The 19,253-nt window shown below is 69.0% G+C and carries 15 protein-coding genes; 6 read left to right on the forward strand and 9 right to left on the reverse strand.

Translation table 11 applies throughout. The annotated features are described in order from the left end of the window. Positions 1-560: 560 nt before the first annotated feature. Positions 561-1,556: a stage II sporulation protein M gene (locus C5B97_RS14775; RefSeq protein WP_104312786.1), complete on the reverse strand. Its 996-nt coding sequence runs from the start codon at positions 1,554-1,556 to the stop codon at positions 561-563. A 16-nt stretch (positions 1,557-1,572) separates the two neighbouring features. Between C5B97_RS14775 and C5B97_RS14780 the strand changes: the two genes are divergently transcribed. Continuing rightward, positions 1,573-2,439 carry an RDD family protein gene (locus tag C5B97_RS14780; RefSeq protein WP_104312787.1) on the forward strand — a complete coding sequence of 289 codons (867 nt, stop codon included), beginning with the start codon at positions 1,573-1,575 and terminating at the stop codon, positions 2,437-2,439. Between the two features lie 88 nt (positions 2,440-2,527). On the opposite strand, the gene ahcY is transcribed toward C5B97_RS14780, so the two are convergent. From ahcY to C5B97_RS14795, 3 genes are all read right to left on the reverse strand, one after another. Further along, positions 2,528-4,000, reverse strand: coding sequence for an adenosylhomocysteinase (ahcY, locus tag C5B97_RS14785; RefSeq protein ID WP_104312788.1), 1,473 nt, complete (start codon positions 3,998-4,000; stop codon positions 2,528-2,530). A gap of 77 nt (positions 4,001-4,077) precedes the next feature. After that, complete coding sequence (locus tag C5B97_RS14790) at positions 4,078-5,520, reverse strand: phosphomannomutase/phosphoglucomutase (RefSeq protein WP_104312789.1); 1,443 nt, start codon at positions 5,518-5,520, stop codon at positions 4,078-4,080. Beyond that, a complete protein-coding gene (locus tag C5B97_RS14795) occupies positions 5,517-5,723 on the reverse strand; it encodes a DUF3499 family protein (RefSeq protein ID WP_104252264.1) in 207 nt (68 codons plus the stop codon). Before C5B97_RS14795 ends, C5B97_RS14790 begins: the two co-directional genes overlap by 4 nt. Before the next feature lie 35 nt (positions 5,724-5,758). Here C5B97_RS14795 and C5B97_RS14800 point away from each other — a divergent pair, with 35 nt between their 5' ends. After that, positions 5,759-6,220 carry a hypothetical protein gene (locus C5B97_RS14800; RefSeq protein WP_179557960.1) on the forward strand — a complete coding sequence of 154 codons (462 nt, stop codon included), beginning with the start codon at positions 5,759-5,761 and terminating at the stop codon, positions 6,218-6,220. 24 nt (positions 6,221-6,244) lie between these two features. Here the strand turns inward: C5B97_RS14800 and C5B97_RS14805 are convergent, their stop codons facing one another. The 4 genes from C5B97_RS14805 to manA form a co-directional block, all read right to left on the reverse strand. After that, a complete protein-coding gene (locus tag C5B97_RS14805) occupies positions 6,245-7,732 on the reverse strand; it encodes a DUF5719 family protein (RefSeq protein ID WP_146080832.1) in 1,488 nt (495 codons plus the stop codon). Next, positions 7,719-10,700, reverse strand: coding sequence for a glycosyltransferase (locus C5B97_RS14810; protein ID WP_181027033.1), 2,982 nt, complete (start codon positions 10,698-10,700; stop codon positions 7,719-7,721). Before C5B97_RS14810 ends, C5B97_RS14805 begins: the two co-directional genes overlap by 14 nt. Positions 10,701-10,939: 239 nt before the next feature. Further along, complete coding sequence (locus C5B97_RS14815; RefSeq protein ID WP_104252260.1) at positions 10,940-11,257, reverse strand: WhiB family transcriptional regulator; 318 nt, start codon at positions 11,255-11,257, stop codon at positions 10,940-10,942. Positions 11,258-11,474: 217 nt separating this feature from the next. After that, positions 11,475-12,806 carry a mannose-6-phosphate isomerase, class I gene (manA, locus tag C5B97_RS14820; RefSeq protein WP_181027034.1) on the reverse strand — a complete coding sequence of 444 codons (1,332 nt, stop codon included), beginning with the start codon at positions 12,804-12,806 and terminating at the stop codon, positions 11,475-11,477. A gap of 229 nt (positions 12,807-13,035) precedes the next feature. On the opposite strand from manA, the gene C5B97_RS14825 reads away from it, so the two are divergent. Together C5B97_RS14825 and C5B97_RS14830 are read left to right on the forward strand one after the other, a co-directional pair. Then, the gene (locus C5B97_RS14825) at positions 13,036-14,223 is read left to right on the forward strand and encodes an acyl-CoA dehydrogenase family protein (protein WP_104312793.1); all 1,188 of its coding nucleotides are present in this window, start codon (positions 13,036-13,038) and stop codon (positions 14,221-14,223) included. Between the two features lie 78 nt (positions 14,224-14,301). Further along, positions 14,302-15,774 carry an O-antigen ligase gene (locus C5B97_RS14830; protein ID WP_104312794.1) on the forward strand — a complete coding sequence of 491 codons (1,473 nt, stop codon included), beginning with the start codon at positions 14,302-14,304 and terminating at the stop codon, positions 15,772-15,774. 13 nt (positions 15,775-15,787) lie between these two features. On the opposite strand, the gene C5B97_RS14835 is transcribed toward C5B97_RS14830, so the two are convergent. Beyond that, entirely contained in the window at positions 15,788-17,155 is a 1,368-nt protein-coding gene (locus C5B97_RS14835; RefSeq protein WP_104312795.1) for a hypothetical protein, read from the reverse strand. Positions 17,156-17,235: 80 nt separating this feature from the next. On the opposite strand from C5B97_RS14835, the gene C5B97_RS14840 reads away from it, so the two are divergent. Beyond that, positions 17,236-17,538, forward strand: a complete 303-nt coding sequence (locus C5B97_RS14840) for a hypothetical protein (RefSeq protein WP_146080833.1) — start codon at positions 17,236-17,238, stop codon at positions 17,536-17,538. Continuing rightward, positions 17,535-19,241 carry a rhamnan synthesis F family protein gene (locus tag C5B97_RS14845; RefSeq protein WP_104312797.1) on the forward strand — a complete coding sequence of 569 codons (1,707 nt, stop codon included), beginning with the start codon at positions 17,535-17,537 and terminating at the stop codon, positions 19,239-19,241. The genes C5B97_RS14840 and C5B97_RS14845 overlap by 4 nt, the downstream gene beginning before the upstream one ends. Positions 19,242-19,253 lie beyond the last annotated feature (12 nt).

The raw sequence follows: 19,253 nt of genomic DNA on the forward strand, positions 1-19,253 counted from the left end.
GAAACTGACAAAAAACAAAACAACACCAAACCCGAAGGCTCAGTACTGACTTGTATTGTCCAAATATGTTTCCAAAAGGAATCCTTACCCCTCCAAAAAGAAGAGGCACGGGATCAAATTGGCATTTGACATAGTGCACGCTGTTGAGTTCTCAAGAATCGAGCGCTTCCCTCTTCAGACCTCACGGCCTTCTCTAAGGAGCAATCGCTTGCACTGCAAACCCCGGACAAGAACCACGGACCGTGAGCATGAAGCTCATCCTCCGCACAACCACCTGGAAGAACCAGAGGCCGTTGATCTCGCTACCCGGTGAGGCAGGAGTTCCGAGTGTAGATCATGTTGCTCCAACTTGCAAGAACAAGTGGCAGATGCTGATCTTTCTTTCAGAACTGTCCGGCCCGTGCGACCCGCTCTCGCGTTTCGCTCCGTCGGCCTGACGAGTGATTACATTACGCAGAGACCTAGCGACGCACAACTCGGGGCGATCCCGGGCGTGTCGCCCGCATCCCCTGCTCCACCCGCGCTCCGGGCCACCGGTAGGTCAGCCCGCGTCAACGCAGTCAGCCGGCGTAGACGCGCTGAGCTCCACCATCGAACTTCTCGAGGGCCCCGGTCTCCCCCGCCCGAACTGCGCGGCCGCCGAGCCAGAGCGCGTAGACCAGGTAGAGACCGAGCGCCGCGGCGCCGATGCCGATCTTGATCGGCCACGGCCAGTCCTGACGAGTCACGAACCCCTCGACGAGTCCGGAGATGAACAGGAAGATCGTCGTGCCGATTGCCACGACGATGAGCGCGCGGCCGTCGTCAGCGAGCGACTGCATCCGCGTCTTCGCCCCCGGTGCCACCCATGCCCAGAAGATGCGAAGACCTGCCCCAGCAGCGACGAAGACCATCGTGAGCTCGAGCAGGCCGTGGGGCGCGATCCAGAGGAAGAAGACGTCGAGGTGCCCGTGAGCACCGAGGACAGCTGCGCTCTGGCCCAGTCCAAGCGCGTTCTGCACGAGCACCACCGGCACCCACAGTCCTGTGATGCCGAACGCGATGCACTGCGCCGCGATCCACGCGTTGTTCGTGAAGACGCGCGCAGCGAAGCTGGATTCCGAGAACTCGGAGTAGTAGCCGACGAAGTCCTCCTCGGCGTACTGCTCCAGGGCGGCCTCGGAACCGAGGAAGCCGAGGATCTCCGGGTTCGCCACGATCCACCAGTAGCTGAGCGCGGCGACCGCGATCGTGAAGAGGGCCGCGCCAAGCGTCCACCACCTCACGCGGTAGAGCGCAGCAGGCAGCGCCATCGTGAAGAACGCCCCGAGGAGCACCAGGATGTTTCGCCCGGCTCCGGTGAACCTCCCCCGCGCACGCGACAGCTGCACGGAGAGGAACTCCCCCTCCCGAGTCTCCCCGTAGCTCGTGCGCAGCGCCGACAGCTCCGTCGACGAATCCTGGTAGCGGGTGATGAGCTCGTCGATCTCGGCGCCGGTCAGATTGCGGCGCCGAGCGAGCGCCCCCAGGCGCTGCCAATCCGCCGAACGGGCGGTTGTGAGAGCTTCAAGATCCATCTGTTTCAATACTGCCATGGCCACTCAGACGCGACCCAGGGAACGCCTGAGCGTCACCGACGAGCAGCTTGTCGTCGGCGAAGGAGTCCACCTGGACGTGAGACCCGCGGGCTTTGCGCTCCGGGCCGCCTCCTCCGCCCTCGACGCGCTGGTCTACATGGCCGGCTACATCGGGCTCCTCATCCTGACGATGACCATCCTGTCGAGCGACGACTTTCCCGTTGCCATCGACGAAGCGCTGCTCAGCGCCATCGCCATCGCCCTGCTCGTCGCCTGCCTCGTCGTCGCCCCCTGTGTCGTCGAGACGCTCACGCGCGGGCGATCGGTCGGCAAGTTCGCGACCGGCCTGCGGATCGTCCGCGACGACGGTGGCGCGTCCGGGTTCCGTCAGGCATTCATCCGCGCCCTCCTCGGATTCATCGAGCTCTACGGGTCGGCAGGCGGCATCGCCATCATCACGGGTCTCGTCAACTCCCGGGCAAAACGGCTCGGCGACGTCCTCGCCGGCACGACCTGCCAGCGCGAACGGGCCCCGAAGCTCCGCCGCCACCTCGGGCCGATGCCCCCGCAGCTCGTCGGGTGGGCGACGATCGCGGACGCAGGCAGGCTCCCCGACCGCACCTCGCGTCGCATCCTCGACTACCTGGACCAGTCCGCGCAGCTCACTCCGGCACACCGGTACCGGGCGGCAGGCGAGATCGCCCGCGAGACGCTCCCCCACGTGCATCCGATCCCGGATGTCGACGCTGACACCTATCTGCGGGGCCTGGCTGTCCTGCGCCGAGACCGCGAGCTCGCGGCCCTTGCCGCGATCGCCCGGCGAGAGGACGCACTCGCGCCCACCCTCAACGGCATGCCCCACTCCTTCCCCGACCGAGGCTGAACGGCTCGGTCACCGAGCGACGACGACGAAGCCCGCCAGAACAGCTGGCGGGCTTCGTCGTCTCGGCGATCGGAAGTGGCCGAACGGATCAGTATCGGTAGTGGCTGACCTTGTAGGGCCCGCCGACCTCGACGCCGATGTAGTCGGCCTGCTCCGGCGTCAGCTCGGTGAGCTGCACGCCCAGGGCATCGAGGTGAAGGCGCGCGACCTGCTCGTCGAGGTGCTTCGGCAGCACATGGACGCCGATCGGGTAGGCGTCGAGTCGCTGCCAGAGCTCAAGCTGCGCCAGGACCTGGTTCGTGAAGGAGCTGCTCATGACGAACGACGGATGACCCGTCGCGTTGCCGAGGTTGAGCAGGCGCCCCTCCGAGAGGACAAGCACCGAACGCGAGTTCGGAAGGCGCCACTCGTGCACCTGCGGCTTGATCTCGACGCGCGTCGCTCCTTCAAGCCGCTCGAGGCCGGCCATGTCGATCTCGTTGTCGAAGTGGCCGACGTTGCCGACGATGGCCATGTGCTTCATGCCGAGCATGTGCTCGAGCGTCAGCACGCTCTTGTTGCCGGTGCACGTGATCCAGATGTCGACCTGGTCGAGCACGTCCTCGACCTTCGCGACCTGGAAGCCGTCCATCGCGGCCTGCCACGCGCAGATCGGATCGATCTCGCTCACGATCACGCGGGCGCCCTGCCCGCGAAGGGCCTCCGCTGCCCCCTTGCCGACGTCGCCGTACCCGACGACAAACGCCGTCTTGCCGCCGATGAGCACATCCGTCGCACGGTTCAAGCCATCCGGCAGCGAGTGGCGGATGCCGTACGTGTTGTCGAACTTCGACTTCGTCACCGAGTCGTTCACGTTGATCGCCGTGAACTGCAGCTCCCCGCGCTCGGCGAGCTCGTAGAGTCGGTGCACACCGGTGGTCGTCTCCTCCGTCACGCCGCGCACCTCCTCGGCGATGCGCGTGAAGTGCCCGGCGTCGTGCGCGAGCGACTCGCGAATGGTGTCAAGGACAACGCGCATCTCGGTGCTGTCCTCATCGCTCGCCTCCCGGACGGACCCGGCGAGCTCGGCCTCGCGGCCGAGGTGCACGAGCATGGTCGCGTCGCCGCCGTCGTCGAGGATGAGGTTGGGGCCGACTGCTCCCTCTGCGCTCCAGTCGAAGATGCGCGAGGTGCACCACCAGTACTCCTCGAGCGTCTCGCCCTTCCACGCGAAGACCGGCACTCCGGTCGGGGCCTCGACCGTGCCCTCCGGCCCGACGGCGACGGCCGCGGCCGCCTCGTCCTGCGTGGAGAAGATGTTGCAGCTCGCCCAGCGGACCTCGGCCCCCAGGTCGGTGAGCGTCTCGATGAGCACCGCCGTCTGGACGGTCATGTGCAGCGATCCCGCGATGCGCGCCCCGGCCAGCGGCTTCTGCCCGGCGTACTGCGCCCGGAGCGCCATGAGCCCGGGCATCTCGATCTCGGCGAGACGGATCTGGTGGCGACCCGCGGCTGCCAGTGCCAGGTCCGCGACGACGAACGGACGTTCGGTGGAGAGCTCGATACCCGACGTTGGTGCCATGAGTGCTGCTTCCTTGCTCCGGGGGTGGTGGTGGATGCTGCCGGCCCCGGCCCCGAGAGGGGCGCGGAGGCCCGTTGCTACTGCGCTCGGATGAGGGACAGCACCTGGTCGCGAAGCGACTGCAGGCGTGCCTCGTCCTTGGCTTCGGCGTTCAGACGGAGGAGCGGCTCCGTGTTGGAGGCGCGCACGTTGAACCACCAGAAGCCGGTCTCGTCCGCACCGCGGACCGTGAGCCCGTCGAATTCCTCGAACTCGGCGATGCTGGCGAAGGCGTCGACGATCCGCGCCAGGGCGGCGGGCACATCCGCGACGGTCGAGTTGATCTCCCCGGACGCGAAGTACGGGTTCTCGAGCCCGCCGATCTCGGAGAGCTGCTTGTCGGATCCGCCGACCGCTGCGAGCACGTGCATGGCGGCAAGCATCCCGTTGTCGGCGCTCCAGAAGTCGCGGAAGTAGTAGTGCGCCGAGTGCTCGCCGCCGAAGACCGCGTCGGTGGCCGCCATCTGCGCCTTGATGAGCGAGTGGCCGACCTTCGTCTGGACCGCCTTCGCGCCCTCCTGCTCGATGGCCTCCGGCACGTGACGGGAGACGATCAGGTTGTGGAGGATCGTGGGCTCGTTCTCGCCGGCTGCGCGCACGCGTGCGATCTCGCGTCGCGCGACGATCGCCGTGACGGCGCTCGGCGAGACGGGCTCGCCGAGCTCGTCGATCAGGAAGCAGCGGTCGGCGTCGCCGTCGAAGGCGAGACCGAGATCCGCGCCGTGCTCGACGACGGCCGCCTGCAGGTCGACGAGGTTCTTGGGGTCGAGCGGGTTCGCCTCGTGATTGGGGAAGGTGCCGTCGAGCTCGAAGTACATGGGGATGATCTCGAGCGGCAGCGCCCCGAGACCGGCCGCGTCGCCGAGCACGGCGGGCACGGTGAGCCCGCCCATCCCATTGCCGGCGTCGACGACGACCTTGAGCGGGCGGATGCCCGAGAGGTCGACCAGCTCGCGCAGGTACGCCGCGTAGTCGGCGAGCACGTCGATGCGCTGCTCCGAGCCCGGCCGATCGACCGCGGGGATACCGTCGTCGAGGAACGCGGCTGCCCTGTCGCGGATCGCGGAGAGACCGGTGTCGAAGCTGAGCGCCTTGGCGCCCGCGAGCGAGAGCTTGATGCCGTTGTAGGCGGCGGGGTTGTGGCTTGCCGTGAACATGGCGGCGGCCGCGTCGTAGCGGCCGGACGCGAAGTAGTCCTCGTCAGTCGAGCAGAGGCCGATGTGCGTGACGTTCGCACCTCGCGCGATGGCACCGCGGGCGAAGGCGGCGGCGAAGCCAGGCGAGGAGTCGCGCATGTCGTGGCCGACGACGACCGTCTGCCCGGCGAGAGCGAATTCGTCGACGAACCCGGCGCCCAGCGCCGTCACGAGCGTCTCCGTGAGCTCGCTGCCCACGAGCCCCCGAACGTCATAGCTCTTCACGACACCAGAGAGAGAACCCCGCTCGTCAGTCGACGCGGGTGCGATAGCCACAGAAGTCATGAACCCAAAACTACCGGACGCATCATGCTCCACCCCTGCGGTGGCGTCGAGCGTTCTGCGTGGCGTGCGCACAGGTCGTAGCTGTGCGGTTCCGCCGCGAGCGCAAGCGGGCCGATGACGGCGAGCTTGTCCTCGTAGTCGAACGTCAGCGTGTACTCCGCTTTGCGGGAGCACGCGACTCGTGAGCATGGTCGATTGGGCATCGGGGCAAGTGTACGCCGGGCGTAAACTCGCAGTCATGCCACGTCGCCGCCGGGAGAAGAAATCCGAGAACGCCAGGAGGCAGGCGCGCCCTGAGCGCGGCCTCGCCCGCGGAAGGCACGGCAGGGGCATCCGCTCGAGCGTCGCGGGCCCCTACCTTCCGATGCTCACCGGACGCGTGGTCAGGTTCGAGAACCATGTCGCGGATGCGATGAACTACCTGCGCGCGGCGAATCCCGAACGGCTCGCGAACGTGCAGGTCGACATCGCCAACGTGCCCAAGACGCTGCAGCACTCCGATGGCATGGACCGCTGGCATGTCGAGGCTCCGAATCGGATCATCCTCTACCGAGTCGCGATCGATCGGCTCGCGCGGCTGCACTGCGAGGACCCGGTGCACTACCGAATGCTCGTGGAACGGTGCGTGCTGCAGGCGGTCGCCGAGCTGCTCGGCTCGGACCCGTGGGACATCGCGCCGGAGCGCTTCGGCGACGAGTGACCTCGCCGGCCGCGGGCCCGGCGCTCAGCGGTAGACGGTGATGACCTCGGCGAGCGGGTTGCTCGCCGAGATGGGGATGGCAGCGAGCTGGCCGTCGCCCGCGTAGGCGAGCTGGACGGAGACCCGGTCGAGTCCCTCGAGCCGGTACTCGCGGCCTGCCTCGACGTCGACGGACGTGGTGCCGTGCGCCGGGATGGAGATCGCAGTCTCAGTGCCGTCGTCTGCGATGAGCGTCGCGGTCTTCTCGACCCCGTCGGCGTCGGCGAGCTGCAGCTTCGGTGACGGGCCGTTCGGCACGGCCACGACCTGGCCGCCGCTCAGCGCGGGAACCGGCTGGTACCAGGCCAGGTCCGAGGAGGTCGCCGTGGCCGTCGTCTGCACCGAGGCGACGACGGGGTGGCTTGCCTCGATCTCGAGGGTGTACTGGCCGATCGGGTATCCGGTGAGCGGGATCTCGGTGGTTCGGCCTCCCTGGATCGTCAGCGAGATCGGCTCGAGCGACGTGCCTGCTGCATCGCGAACGGCCACCGAGAGCTCGGTCTCCTCGTCGCCGGGCGCGAGGACGCGAAGCGTGGCGCCGCGCTCGAGCACCAGGGTGCCCTCCGCCTCGGACGCCGTGCTCGTCGAGGGCACGCCCACGATCGAGAGGGAGGTGCTCGGCGCGTCCTGCGCTCCGATGATCTCGATGCCGCTCGGCGTCGCCCCCGAGGTGCGCGTCTGGTGCAGTGTGGAGGTCACGCTGCCGGAGACGGCTTCGACCTGCACGACGAGGTCGCCCCGGTCGGGCGCCACGCCCTCGAGGCTCACCACCTCACGGCTGCTGGCGGGCACCGCGATCTCGCGGATCGTCGGGGCCTGCACCGTGCCATCCGCCGTCGTCACCGTCACGCGGACCTCGGCGGCTCGGTCGGCGGGGTTCACGAGGACCAGCTGCGTGCTGCTGCCCTCCGCGGTGCTCCCCCCGACGAGCCACTGCTCGGCGGACGGCATGCGGCAGGATGTCGCGGCGAAGCCCGCGGCCGAGGGCTGAGCGAGCTCCAGTGTCTGTGCCGCTCCGAACTCGGTCGGGGCGCCGTCCTCGGTCATCCCCGGAACCGTGAAGCGGACCGGCGCGAGCGCCTGCTGCTCGTCGGCGGCTGGGGTCGACTGCACGATCGGCTCGATGTCGAGCTCGTCGAGGTCTCCGGCGAGACGGATGCTCGTCGTCCCCAGGGTCGCTGGCAGCGTCGGGTCATCCGTCGCCAAGCCGAGCAACGTGAGGGGGCCTGGGCACACGCGCTCCTGCGCGCTCGCGACCGGGCTGACGAGGACAGCATTGGCGGGAGTGGAGAGCACGGCCTCCGGTGCGAGCTGCACCGCCGCGACCACGCCTCCCACGGTCACGAGCGCGGCGCCGACGCTCAGGACCCGCCAGATGGGACGCCGGCCGCTCGCGGCCGGTCTGGAAGCCTCGCGGGCGGCGTCGTCCGCGGCACGCGCCTCGGCGATCACGGTCGATTCATCGGGCGTCATGGTCGCCTCCCCGTGCTCCCGTGCCGAGCACGTCGTCATCGTCGTCCTCGAAGTCATCGACGGTGAGCGATGTGACGTCGCGACGCAGCATCCGCTCGCCATCGTCGAAACCGTCGCCGTCCAGGTCGTACCAGGGGCGACCGGTGGTCTTCTCGCGGCGGCGCATATCGGCGGCACGCGCCGTGAGGCCCCCGGTCGGGAGGGCAGTGAGGAGGGTCAGCGCGAGCAGGACGCCTTGCACGATGAGCATCCACCGCCCGAGCGTCGTCCCGGTGTTCGCAGTGTCGAGGGGGCCGGCGACGCTCGGGTCGGTGGGTTCGAGCGTGGGTCCGACCACCTGCCAGAGCGCGCCGAACTCCGTTGCGCCCGCCGGACGCAGGCCCGGGTTCGCGTCGAGCGAGGACACGAGTCGGCCCTCCATAGTCGCCGCGTCGCTTGAGCCCTCCGGCACGAGCAGGTACGAGATGCCGAGCGCGTGCAGCTCCTCTGTCGGGCGGAAGAGGGAATCCGAGGCGAAGTTCACGGCCAGTTCAGCCAGGCGCTGGTCACCGGAGGAGAAACCGACGCTTGTCGTGCGCAGCGTCGATTGCGAGTCGAGGCCGTCACCCGTTCCCCGTTCGAGCCGCACCTCGACCGCGCCACTCGGAAGCGGAACGATGACGAGGGTTCCCACCTCGTCAGAAGCTCGCCCCTGGGCGTCGACGATCGCTGGAAGGGACCGGCCGTCGCCTGCGCCGACCAGTGCGTCGCCGCGCGCCACCGCAGTTGCCGGCAGTGCAGCCAGGAGCACCATGCCCGCGATCGTGACGCCGGCGAGGACGTGCGAGGCGCGCGCTCGGATCGCCCCGAGCGTCGCCGCGGCCGCCACCACAGCGCCGAGCCACATGAGCGACTGCGCACTGCCCGGCCACAGCGAGATGCTCTCGACGCCGACGTGCGCGAACCCGAGACGGGTTGCCGCCGCGCTGGTCACGAAGCCGAGGAGGAGGAGCTGGAGACCGAAGAGCGCCGCGCGCCAGTTGCGGCCACCTGGGGCGAGGACCGCGAGAAGGAACAGGGGCGCCACCAGGACGGCGGCGATGATCGGGGCGAAGGGATACGCCTCGAGCTGTCCACCAGCCCAGCTGGGATCGGCGACGAGCGAGGTGGGGAAGCCGAGGAGCAGCTGCCACGCATCCGGCGCCGTGCTCGCGAGCGGGACGCCCGGGTCGGCGAACAGGGCCAGCGGCCGCCCTCGGTTCCATTGCGCGACCGCGAGCGGAGCGAAGAGGACCAGGGTCGGAGCGGCCGTCAGCAGTCGCTGCAGGAACCCACGACCGCCGATCACCAGCCAGACGAGCCAGACGACGGCAAGCGGGACCGCGAGGAGCGGAGCGGATGCGATCGCGACTGCGGCGAGCAGGCCGGTGGCCGCCGCGCGCGACCAGTTCCGCGAAGCGCTCAGGGCGGAGAAGATCAGCCATGGGAGGACGAGGTGCGCGATGACCGCCGCGATGCGCCCCTCGGCCAGCGCCACCAGCAGCGGGGGCGCGAGCATCCAGGCGAACGCACCGAAGGCGCGGAGGCCGGCCCGCTTGGTGAGTCGCGCCACAAGAAGCCAGGCGCCCATCGCGGCCAGCGGGAGGGCGAAGAGCCAGAGCAGCACGATGCTGAGACTCGGGTACCAGAAGGTGAGGGTGCCGAGCACCGCGAGCACATAGGTGAAGGGGTCTGCCACACCGAAGGCCCCGTCACCCACGTCGCGGACGCCGTACCCCGTCCTCCCCCACAGCGCGCCGATCGAGTCGGCGAGGGGAAGGAGTCCGCCACCGGACAGCGTCGTCTGACCGATGAGCGGCAGCGCCAGCCCGAGGCCGAGCAGCGTGGACACGAGCAGCACCCAGAGGCCGCCGGAGCCGACCAGCGAGTACCGCTCGCGCTCCTCGTGCGTGAGCGCACGCAGCTCCTCGCGTTGCAGGCCCAGCGTCTTCTGGTTCTCCTCGGCGCTCACGAGCAACGGCTCGATGACCGTCCACGACTCGGTGCGGGTCTTCGCGAACTGCGCCCTCGAGCGGGCCGCGCCCGTCTTGCCGAACGTCACGCGAGCGGCGGACCTGAGCTCTGCGAGGATACGCCGCGGACGCTTCCGAACGAGGTGCCAGACGCCCTTGAGGATGGCGATCGGTATGAGCAGGAGCCGGAGCACGGCGAACGCGGGCGGCGGGGTCTTCGTGAGACTGCGGTGGACCCTCGCGGTATCGCGCGCCGCCGCGACGGCAGAGGCGCTCATCGAGGGGTTCATCGCGGCCGTGCCCGGAGCCTCCGGGTCGCAGGCGACTCGAGCAGACGGGGTCAGGAGCACACGTCCGCCGGCGAGCCACACGCGCGTGCAGAAGTCGAGCGCATCGTCCACTGCCGGGAGACCGGGGTCGAAACCGTCGAGAGCCAACCACGGTTCACGGCGCACCAGCATCCCACCGGCCGCGACACCGAGCACGTCGGAATCCTGATCGAACTGGCCCTGATCGAGCTCGTCCTCGCGAAGGCGCAGGCTCTCACCGTTCTGCAGCATGGACTGGCCGAACTCCACGAGCGTCGCGGCGTCGTCGCTGCGCACCAGCTTCGGGCCGGTCACCTCGAGCGACGGATTCCGCTCAGCCGTCGCGAGGAGCTGCTCGAGCGCATCGTGCTCCGGGGCGTTGTCGGCCGCGAGCAGCCAGAGCCAATCCCCCTCCGAGTGGAGGCCCTGCTCCTCGAGCACGGCAACGGCTTCGGCGACGGCACCGCCGAAGGTCGTATCGGTCTCCAACGTCAGCAGGATGTCCGGCTCGGACGCCCGCATGATGTCCAGTGTCGAATCCGTCGAGGCCAGATTCACCATCACGACGCGTTCGGGGAGGCGCGAGGAGCCCTCGAGCGCGGCGATGGTGCGCTCGAGCGCGCGCGACGCATCTCGCGCGACAAGGATTGCGGTGACTCCGGGACGCATTGAACGAATGGTATTCGGGTCCCCCGGCCGATCTCGCATTGGGGGCGGCAAGCCGCGACACGCGTCGACGGCGCACTGGCTCGTCTCCCGCTCATGCATCCGGCTCCCCCGCTCATGGATGCACGAAGGGCCCCGCCCGACCGGAGTCGAGACGGGGCCCCGCCTGCTCGCGCGCTCTCACCCGAGACTGACTGGCCAAGACGATGCGGCCCGGGCCTGACGCCCGTGGCCCGCGCCGCTCAGGCTTGCTTGCGGAGCTTGCGCCGCTCCCGTTCGCTCAGCCCACCCCAGATGCCGAAGCGCTCATCGTTGGAGAGCGCGTACTCGAGGCAGTCGCTCCGGACCTCGCAGGAATCGCAGATGCGCTTCGCGTCGCGCGTCGAGCCGCCCTTCTCCGGGAAGAAGGCTTCGGGGTCGACCTGCGCGCACAGCGCGTCTGCCTGCCAGGCGAGCGGGTTGTCGTCTCCGACATTCCTGCGGACTCCTGGGACGCCGAGGACGACCGGGTCGACATACCAGTCTTCGGGAACCGAGGGGTTCCTCCCTGGAATTGCCATATCACGTTCTCCCCACGTTGCTTGCGGGCACCTGCCCGCGCGTCGGAATCATTACATCGTTGTAATTCACCCCGCGTCAAGTCGGAAGCCCTCAACACTAAGCCCGGTCTTGAGACTTTTCGGAGAAGCCGCGCGGGATTCGCGACGGCGTGTCGCCGAGGATCCCCTGAGGGACCAGGAAACGGCGCGTCGGAATGCCCGCGCCGGAAATTCCCAGCTAGTCGGCGTGTCGCATCGGCACCGTGTCGCGCCTGTCGAGCCCCGGACCCGCCGCGAAGAGGTCGACCGAGCCGATCACTCGCACCGGCAGCTCGTCCGGGGTCACGAAGACAGACTCGCCCGCCGAGATGGAGGCAGTCGTCTTGGCTCCCTCGAGACGGGCCTCCCCCTCGAGGCAGAGCAGCATCGTGGGCCCATCGAGGTGGATGGTCTTGACCGTGTCGACAGGACTCGGAACAACCCGCACGAGGCGGAAGTCGGGGATCTCGGGCCGATACTCCTCGACACCGTCCTGGATGCGCGTCGCCGCGATGTACGGCGGGGGCACCGGCGCGAAGTCCAGCCGTGCGAGCAGCTCGGGAATATCGATGTGCTTGGGCGTGAGCCCGCCACGCAGCACGTTGTCGGACGCCGCCATGATCTCGATGCCGAGCCCGCGGACGTAGGCGTGCATGTTCCCGGCCGGCAGGAAGATAGCCTCACCACGACGGATGGTGATGTGGTTGAGCAGGAGCGCGAGCGCGATCCCGGGGTCACCCGCGTACATGCGCGCGAGCGTCGCGATGATGCCGCGCTCACGAGCGAAGCGCTCGGCCTGGTCACCGGCCTCGTCGCCCGCGAGCGCGACCCGGGACACGGCGGCGACGAGTTCATCAACCGCCTCGCCACCCTCGAGGAGCCAGGTGACGAGTTCCCGGAGATCCTCGCCGGTGGCGAGCGAGCGGACCCGAGCGCTGAAGTCTGCAAGCGCCGCGCGCCCAGCTCCCGGCTGCTCTTGATCTGCATCCGCCCGCTGGGCGAAGTCGCCGACCACGGCGGCGACCTCACCGAAATCGCGGAAGCCGGCGAGGGCATCCATCGTCTCGCTCAGCGCGAGGAGCATCTCGGGTTTGTGGAGCGGGTCCTTGTAGTTGCGCTCCGGCGCGCTGAGGGGGATGCCGGACGAGTTCTCTCGATCGAACCCGCGACGGGCATCCGCCAGCGTCGGGTGCACCTGCAGCGACAACGGTGCCGCCGCCGAGAGGACCTTCAGTAGGTACGGGAGCCCCGGCCCATCGCCCTCCCGCAGGCCCATGGCGTACCGCCCGAGCGTGGCCACCGGCTCCTGCGCGATCCAGGCGTCGAGCGTCGTCGCCCCACCCGCCAGTTCGGGGTCGACGATTCGACTCGGCGCCCCAGGATGCGCACCGAGCCAGAGCTCGGCTTGCGGCACCCCGTCCCAGTCCGCGTCGTCGAGGGTGCAGGCACCGGTCGTGCCGAGGAGCTGCGAGATCGATCCCGGGGCACCCCAGGCGTAGTCGCGGGGCGCATTCTTCAGTGGCAGAAACATCACGCGAAGGCTACCGAATCTCTGTCCGCCTGTGGGAGAGGTGCGACGAACTGCATGGCAGATACAAGGGTGCGCACCCAGCTCGCGTTCGACTTCATGGTTTCCACCAACCCGGTGGCGCACCCGGCTCACCTCTTCGTAAGCTCGCGGAGCGCTCGATTCGTCGCCGGAGGCAACGCCGCCACGGCCTCGCAGCGCCCCACCCCGCTCGACCAGGAACAGGACGGTCATGGACGACAACGAGTTTCAGCTGCTGCCAGGCGACTTCACCGGGCTCGAAGCCGAGCTCTCTCCAGAGGAGAAGGGCCTGATCTCGAACCTCCGCGACTACCTCGAGCGCGACGTGCGCCCCGTGATCGACGCGCACTGGGAGGCCGCGACCTTCCCGCGCGAGATCGTCCAGGGCCTCGCCGCGGCCGGCGTCGTCGGCCTCGCCTTCGAGGAGACCAGACGATTCGAGAACTCTGCGGTCTTCCGCGGGTGGACTGCCCTCGAGCTCGCTCGCGTCGATGCGAGCGTCGCGACCTACGTCGGCGTGCAGAACGGCCTGGCCCTTGGCGCCATCGGCCTCTGCGGTTCCGTCGCCCAGCGTGAACGCTGGCTCCCCGCGCTGGCGTCCGGGGAGATCGTCGGCGCCTTCGGACTCACCGAGCCCGGTTCCGGCAGCGACTCCGCCAGGGGGCTCACGACGACCGCCGAGCTCGTCGGCGACGAGTGGGTGCTCAACGGCGCGAAGCGCTGGATCGGGAACGCGACCTTCGCGGACATCGTCGTGATCTGGGCCAAGGATGTGGCGGACGGGCAGGTGAAGGGCTTCGTGGTCGACACCTCCCTTCCCGGCTTCACCGCGACGAAGATCGAGCGGAAGGTGTCGCTCCGCATCGTGCAGAACGCCGACATCACCCTCGACGGCGTGCGCGTGCCCGCCGACGCGAAGCTCGAGCATGCCAACTCGTTCAAGGACACGGCCCGTGTGCTGCGCAAGACCAGGGCCGAGGTCGCATGGCTCGCGACGGGCATCGCCGTCGGCGCCTACGAGACCGCGCTCGCCTACGCGAAGGACCGGCTCCAGTTCGGCGCCCCCATCGCGGCACGACAGCTCATCCAGGAGCGCCTCGTCGACGCGCTCGGACTCATCACCGCGAGCATCACGCTGTGCGTTCGGGTGTCGCAGCTCGACGATGACGACGCCCAGCGCGACGAGCACTCGGCGCTCGCGAAGGCCGTGGCCACGGGAAACATGCGACAGGTCGTCGCCCTCGCGCGGGAGGTGTGCGGAGGCAACGGCATCGTCGCCGACTACGGTGTCGGCCGGTTCTTCGCGGATGCGGAGGCCATCTACTCGTACGAGGGAACCAGGGAGATGAACACCCTCATCGTCGGCAGGTCGATCACGGGCCACGCGGCGTTCGTGTGAGCGGCGCCGGCCGTCGCGCGGCCCAGGCTTCCAGCGGACCAGCACCGATCAGGTCCGCGAGTGAGCGAGAATAGGCCGGTGAGCTCCACCCGAATCCCCGCAGACTCCATCGCGACCGAACGCGCCCCATGGCGTCGATTCGTGTCCCGGGTACCGGGGAGCCCCGGGCTCACCGCCTTCGCGACGTTCACGTTCTTCACGGCCTTCGCCGGCGACTTCTGGCGCAACCTGCTCACCTGGTACGGCTTCGGCGTCGTCGTCGCGATCATCATCGGCATCTCGATCTGGCTCCTCGCCAGCAAGAAGCCCCTCCCGAAGATCATGCATCTCCCGTCGGCGCTGGTCGCCTTCGTCGTCTGGTGCGCCTTCTCCATCATCTGGTCCGCCTACCGACCCGAGTCGCTCCTCGGCTTCGGCATCCAGCTCGTGACGGTGATCGTCGCCCTCGCCCTCGCCGTCTCGCTCACGAAGCCGCAGTTCCTGCGCGCCTTCAGCGCGGCCATGCGCTGGATCCTCGGCCTCTCGCTCGCGTTCGAGGTCCTCGTCGCCATCTTCTTCCCCGGCGGCGTGCTGCCCCTCGCCCTCCTCATCCCCGGTCAGCTCGAGCGCGTCTCCGGCATCCCCGGAGCCACCGCCGAGACCGTGCCGGCCGCGTTCCTGTGGAGCCAGGGGCACATCTTCGCGGGCAGCGCCATCCAGGGCATCCTCGGCAACCGCAACCTGCTCGCCATGGCCGCGCTCCTGTGCGTCATCGCCGTCGCCGTGCAGTGGTACGCCAAGCAGATGAAGCGGTGGCCGGCGATCACGTGGATCGCGCTCGGCCTGGTCGCGATCCTCCTCTGCAAGTCGGCGACCGTCTTCGTGGGGTGCGCCGTCGTGCTCCTGGCCGTGGCCCTCGTCTTCATCGCACGCCCGCTCAGCAACGCGCAACGGTGGGGCATGTACGGCGCGGTCTTCGCCATCATGCTCGTCGTCGGCTGGATCGTGCTCCAGTTCAACACGCAGCTCTTCGGCCTCATCAACCGCTCGAGCGACATGTCGGGCCGCGGCGACATCTGGGCCGAGGTCGGTCGGCTCGGCAGCGAGCACTGGCTCACCGGCATGGGGTGGATCAGCTACTGGGCCCCGTGGGTGGAGCCGTTCAAGGGACTCCTCGTCGTCGACGGGGTGCACTTCCTGCAGGCCCACAACGCCTACCTCGACGTGTGGATGCAGACGGGCGTCATCGGTGCGTTCTTCTTCGTCGGCATCGTGCTCTCGACCCTCATCCGCACCTGGTGGCTGGCCGTCGACCGCCCGCAGACCGACGCCAGCGGACCCCGCGACTTCCCGCCGACGGCCATGCTCGCGTTCCTGCTCATGGTCGCCCTCGCGGTGCAGTCGCTGACCGAGTCGCGCCTCCTCGTCGAGGGGAACTGGCTGCTGCTCTGCTACCTGGCGATCTACTCGAAGCTGCGCATCCAAGACCTCCCCGCGCTGCCGAGGCGCACCATCTCGACCAAGACGGGGCCCCTGCCGATCGTCGAGCGCAACAAGCTCGAGGGCGTCTGACGCTTCTCCTCCGCTACTTCCCGGCGTCGCGGAGCAGGTCGTCGCAGGCGAGCACGAAGGACTTGCCGGGCGCGACGGCGAAGACGCGCTCGCCCTCCGGCTCGCCGACACAGGTTGCGACCGCATCGCGGTACTGCGCCGACCAGGCAGGAACGGCGCGGCGATCATCCGGCACGGTCGCCCACTGCGACACCACCGCGGCCCCGACGGCGAGCAGGAGAGCCGCGGCGGCCAAGCGCGCAGCGCGCGGGGCTCGCACTCCCCAGCGCTCGACGATCGCGGACGCCGCGAGCGGGAAGCTCGCGAGCGCGAAGATCGCTGCGGCGGCCCCGTAGCGGATGTCGATCTGCGCAGTCAGCCAGTCACCACCCTCGAACCGGGCGAACTGGAAGATCGTCAGCGGGTTGACGAGGAGCGTGCCACCGAATGCCGCAGCCGAGACCAGCAGCAGCGCGGCTAGGGCCACGCGCTCCGGTCGCCGCCCGATCGCCATCACGAGCCCCACCGCGAGCGCGAAGGGCACGAAGGCCAGCACCAGGATGCCCGCCCCCTGGCTCGCGAGCGCCACCGCGTTCGACTCGGTGTCGCCGCTCCAGACGGGAAGCAATGCCGTCGCGCCCCAGCCGACGAGCACATCGGCGACGGAGATGGGCCCATGTGGGGCGTTGAACTGAGGCCGGGGGGCGAGCAGCCACGTCACGAGCTGAGGCAGGACGCCCAGGAGGGCGCCGGTGAGCAGGAGCCACACCGCTTTGCCGCGATCCCAGAGGAGGCGAAGCAGCAGGATGGGCAGCGCGACGATTGCCTGGACCTCCGTCAGGAGGCAGACGAGGACAACAGCGGCCCAGAACCCCCGCTCCGCCCTGGACACGTCGCTTCGGGAGACGAAGATCCACACCACCAGCCACAGGCAGTACGTGTGCAGGTTCGCGAGGTCGCCGAGCACCTCGCGGCTGATGAGCGGCACGAACACGGGAACGAGGGCGACCGCGACGCGCGCAGGCAGCCACGTGACGATTCCCCTGGCCAGGCGGAACGTGCCGGCGCAGACCAGGGCGGTCGCCAGGAGGCTCAGGAACGAGACCGCCACACCGAAGTTGTCGCGCGGGAAGAGCTCCGCGGCGACGATCGTGAACACCCGAGGCAGGAAATGCTGGTAGCCGGCGTACGGGTGGAACAGCGTGGCGAGGCTGCCGAGCTCGATCTGCTCGCGCAGGAACGTATCGCCGTCCTCCGCCCAGAGCACTCCGTGCGCCCCGGCCGGCACCCGGAACCACGCCAGCACGAGGGCCACGGCGAAGACACCGGCCACCCAGGCGGACTCGCGGTGCGGAGCGAGTCGCCACCGTTCCGACTCGGAACCGACTGCTCGCGCGCTCATCCGTCGATGCTATCCGCCGCCGAGCCGACCCCGCGGCGAGGGAGACGAACAAGGGAGTCACCGGCGATATGCTCGTGGCCATGCCAAGCAGCGCACCCGATACCCGAAGCTCCGCAGAACTGGTCGTCGAGATCGAGGCACTCCGGGAGCGCCTCGACGAGCTCGCCCGCGAGCGGGCTGAGGAGAAGGCCGAGAACGCCGAGCTCAAGGCGAGGGTCCTCGCACTGCAGAACTCCCTGGACGACGCGCACTATCACCTCAACGTGCGGCCGACGACCGCGCAGCGCGCCCGCAACCTCCTGCGTCGTCTCCCCTCGCTGGCCCGGAGCATCCCAAGGCGCATCCTCGCCGTGCCACGGCGCATCCTGGGTGGCATCAAGTGAAGCTGAGCGACCTCAGGTCGCCCAAGCGGCTCGGTATCTTCTTCTTCTTCGACGAGCAGGGCGTCGTCGACGAGTACGTCACGACGCTGCTCGACGGCATGCAGCCGCACCTCGACCACGTCATCGTCGTCGTGAACGGCGAGCTGAACGACGCAGGCCGCGAGCTGTTCACCGCGCGCCCCGGCACCGACCTCATCGTGCGTCCCAACGAGGGGTTCGACTCCTGGGCCTACAAGACCGCCATCGACTCGATCGGCTGGGAGGGCCTCGCCGAGTACGACGAGTTCGTGATGTTCAACTTCACGATCGTCGGCCCGGTCGCCGACATGGGCCTCATGTTCGACACGATGGATGCGAAGGACCTCGACTTCTGGGGCATCACCGTGCACCACGCGGCCCCCTTCGACCCGTTCGGCGTCCTCGAGACGCCGACCCTGCCCGTGCACATCCAGTCGCATTTCATCGCCGTGCGTCGCTCGATGTTCCTGTCCGAGCCGTTCCAGGACTACTGGGATGACCTGCCGCAGATCCCCGACTACTCGCACGCCGTCGCGAAGCACGAGGCGAAGTTCACGTGGTTCTTCGACCGCCTCGGTTTCACGTGGGAGACCTACGTCGACACGACCGACCTCGAGCCGTACACGCTCTACCCGCTCAACACGTACCCGGTCGAGCTCATCGAAGAGCGCAACTGCCCCATCTTCAAGCGCAAGACCCTCTTCGCGGGCATCCCGTCGACGATCGAGGAGATCGCCGGGTTCAACGCGACGCGGCTCTACGAGTTCCTCGAGACCTCCGGGCGCTTCGACATGGCACAGCTGCGGCCGCACATGCAGCGCAGCATGGACCAGTACGCGCAGTTCTCCACGCTCCACGACTGGGCGATGCTCGAGTCCACGGCCGCGTCGTCGACGGAGTTCGCGGTCCTCGTCCCAGTGGGCGCAGGATTCGAGGAGCGCCTCGCGCAGGCTCGCCTGATCGAAGGCCGGGCCGCGCTGGTCGTCACCGGAACCCGCACCCGGCTGAGCGACGCGGACGCCCTCATCCAGGCCTCTGGCGCCCTCAGCATCGAGGTGGCCTCGCACTGGTCGGAAGCCGCCGGCCGCATCAGCCAGGACGTCACGATCGTGCTCGGCCCCGACGCGTTCCACCAGAGCGGACGCCAGGCGGACCTCGTCGACGCGCGCGCGTTCGGCGCAGAGACCTTCGGGCTCCCCGACCCGTCGGCGGCCATCGCCGAGTTCGAGCGTGCTTCAGAGCTGGGACTGCTCGTCGCGGCCCCGCTGCTCCACGGCGAGCACTTCGGCGAGCTCGGCCGGGAGTGGGATGACACCACGCCGGCGTTCGAGGGCATCGCTTCGATGCTCGGGATCGCGGTGCCCTACTCGCGAAAGACGTCGCCATTGCAGGGGTCGGGCGGCACGGTCATCCTCCGCACCGAGGCGATCCGCACATTCGGCGCGTCCGTCGCGTCGGCGCCGTACGGAAGCCTCGTGCAGCTGAGCACCCGCGACTGGCAGAAGCTCGTCGCCCTGGCGGTGCAGACCGCGGGCTTCGTGCCCAGGGTCGCCGTCACGCCGGCGCTCGCGAAGTACCTGCTGTCGATGACCTTCGACCTGCTGCGCCGCATCAACCGCGCCGCCGGGCCGAGCGGCGGTGCGCGCGCGTCGACGCTCGTCGCTCGAGTCGAGTCCCTGCGCTGAGCCGCGGTCGGC

It is taken from the genome of Pseudoclavibacter sp. RFBB5 (genome assembly GCF_002931555.1).
In the GTDB taxonomy this organism is placed as follows: Bacteria; Actinomycetota; Actinomycetes; order Actinomycetales; family Microbacteriaceae; genus Pseudoclavibacter.

Coding starts and splice junctions, on each gene's coding strand:
- C5B97_RS14775 (WP_104312786.1), bottom strand. CDS start 1,556: ATGGATCTTGAAGCTCTCACAACCGCCCGTTCGGCGGATTGGCAGCGC.
- C5B97_RS14780 (WP_104312787.1), top strand. CDS start 1,573: ATGGCCACTCAGACGCGACCCAGGGAACGCCTGAGCGTCACCGACGAG.
- ahcY (WP_104312788.1), bottom strand. CDS start 4,000: ATGGCACCAACGTCGGGTATCGAGCTCTCCACCGAACGTCCGTTCGTC.
- C5B97_RS14790 (WP_104312789.1), bottom strand. CDS start 5,520: ATGACTTCTGTGGCTATCGCACCCGCGTCGACTGACGAGCGGGGTTCT.
- C5B97_RS14795 (WP_104252264.1), bottom strand. CDS start 5,723: ATGCCCAATCGACCATGCTCACGAGTCGCGTGCTCCCGCAAAGCGGAG.
- C5B97_RS14800 (WP_179557960.1), top strand. CDS start 5,759: ATGCCACGTCGCCGCCGGGAGAAGAAATCCGAGAACGCCAGGAGGCAG.
- C5B97_RS14805 (WP_146080832.1), bottom strand. CDS start 7,732: ATGACGCCCGATGAATCGACCGTGATCGCCGAGGCGCGTGCCGCGGAC.
- C5B97_RS14810 (WP_181027033.1), bottom strand. CDS start 10,700: ATGCGTCCCGGAGTCACCGCAATCCTTGTCGCGCGAGATGCGTCGCGC.
- C5B97_RS14815 (WP_104252260.1), bottom strand. CDS start 11,257: ATGGCAATTCCAGGGAGGAACCCCTCGGTTCCCGAAGACTGGTATGTC.
- manA (WP_181027034.1), bottom strand. CDS start 12,806: ATGTTTCTGCCACTGAAGAATGCGCCCCGCGACTACGCCTGGGGTGCC.
- C5B97_RS14825 (WP_104312793.1), top strand. CDS start 13,036: ATGGACGACAACGAGTTTCAGCTGCTGCCAGGCGACTTCACCGGGCTC.
- C5B97_RS14835 (WP_104312795.1), bottom strand. CDS start 17,155: ATGAGCGCGCGAGCAGTCGGTTCCGAGTCGGAACGGTGGCGACTCGCT.
- C5B97_RS14840 (WP_146080833.1), top strand. CDS start 17,236: ATGCCAAGCAGCGCACCCGATACCCGAAGCTCCGCAGAACTGGTCGTC.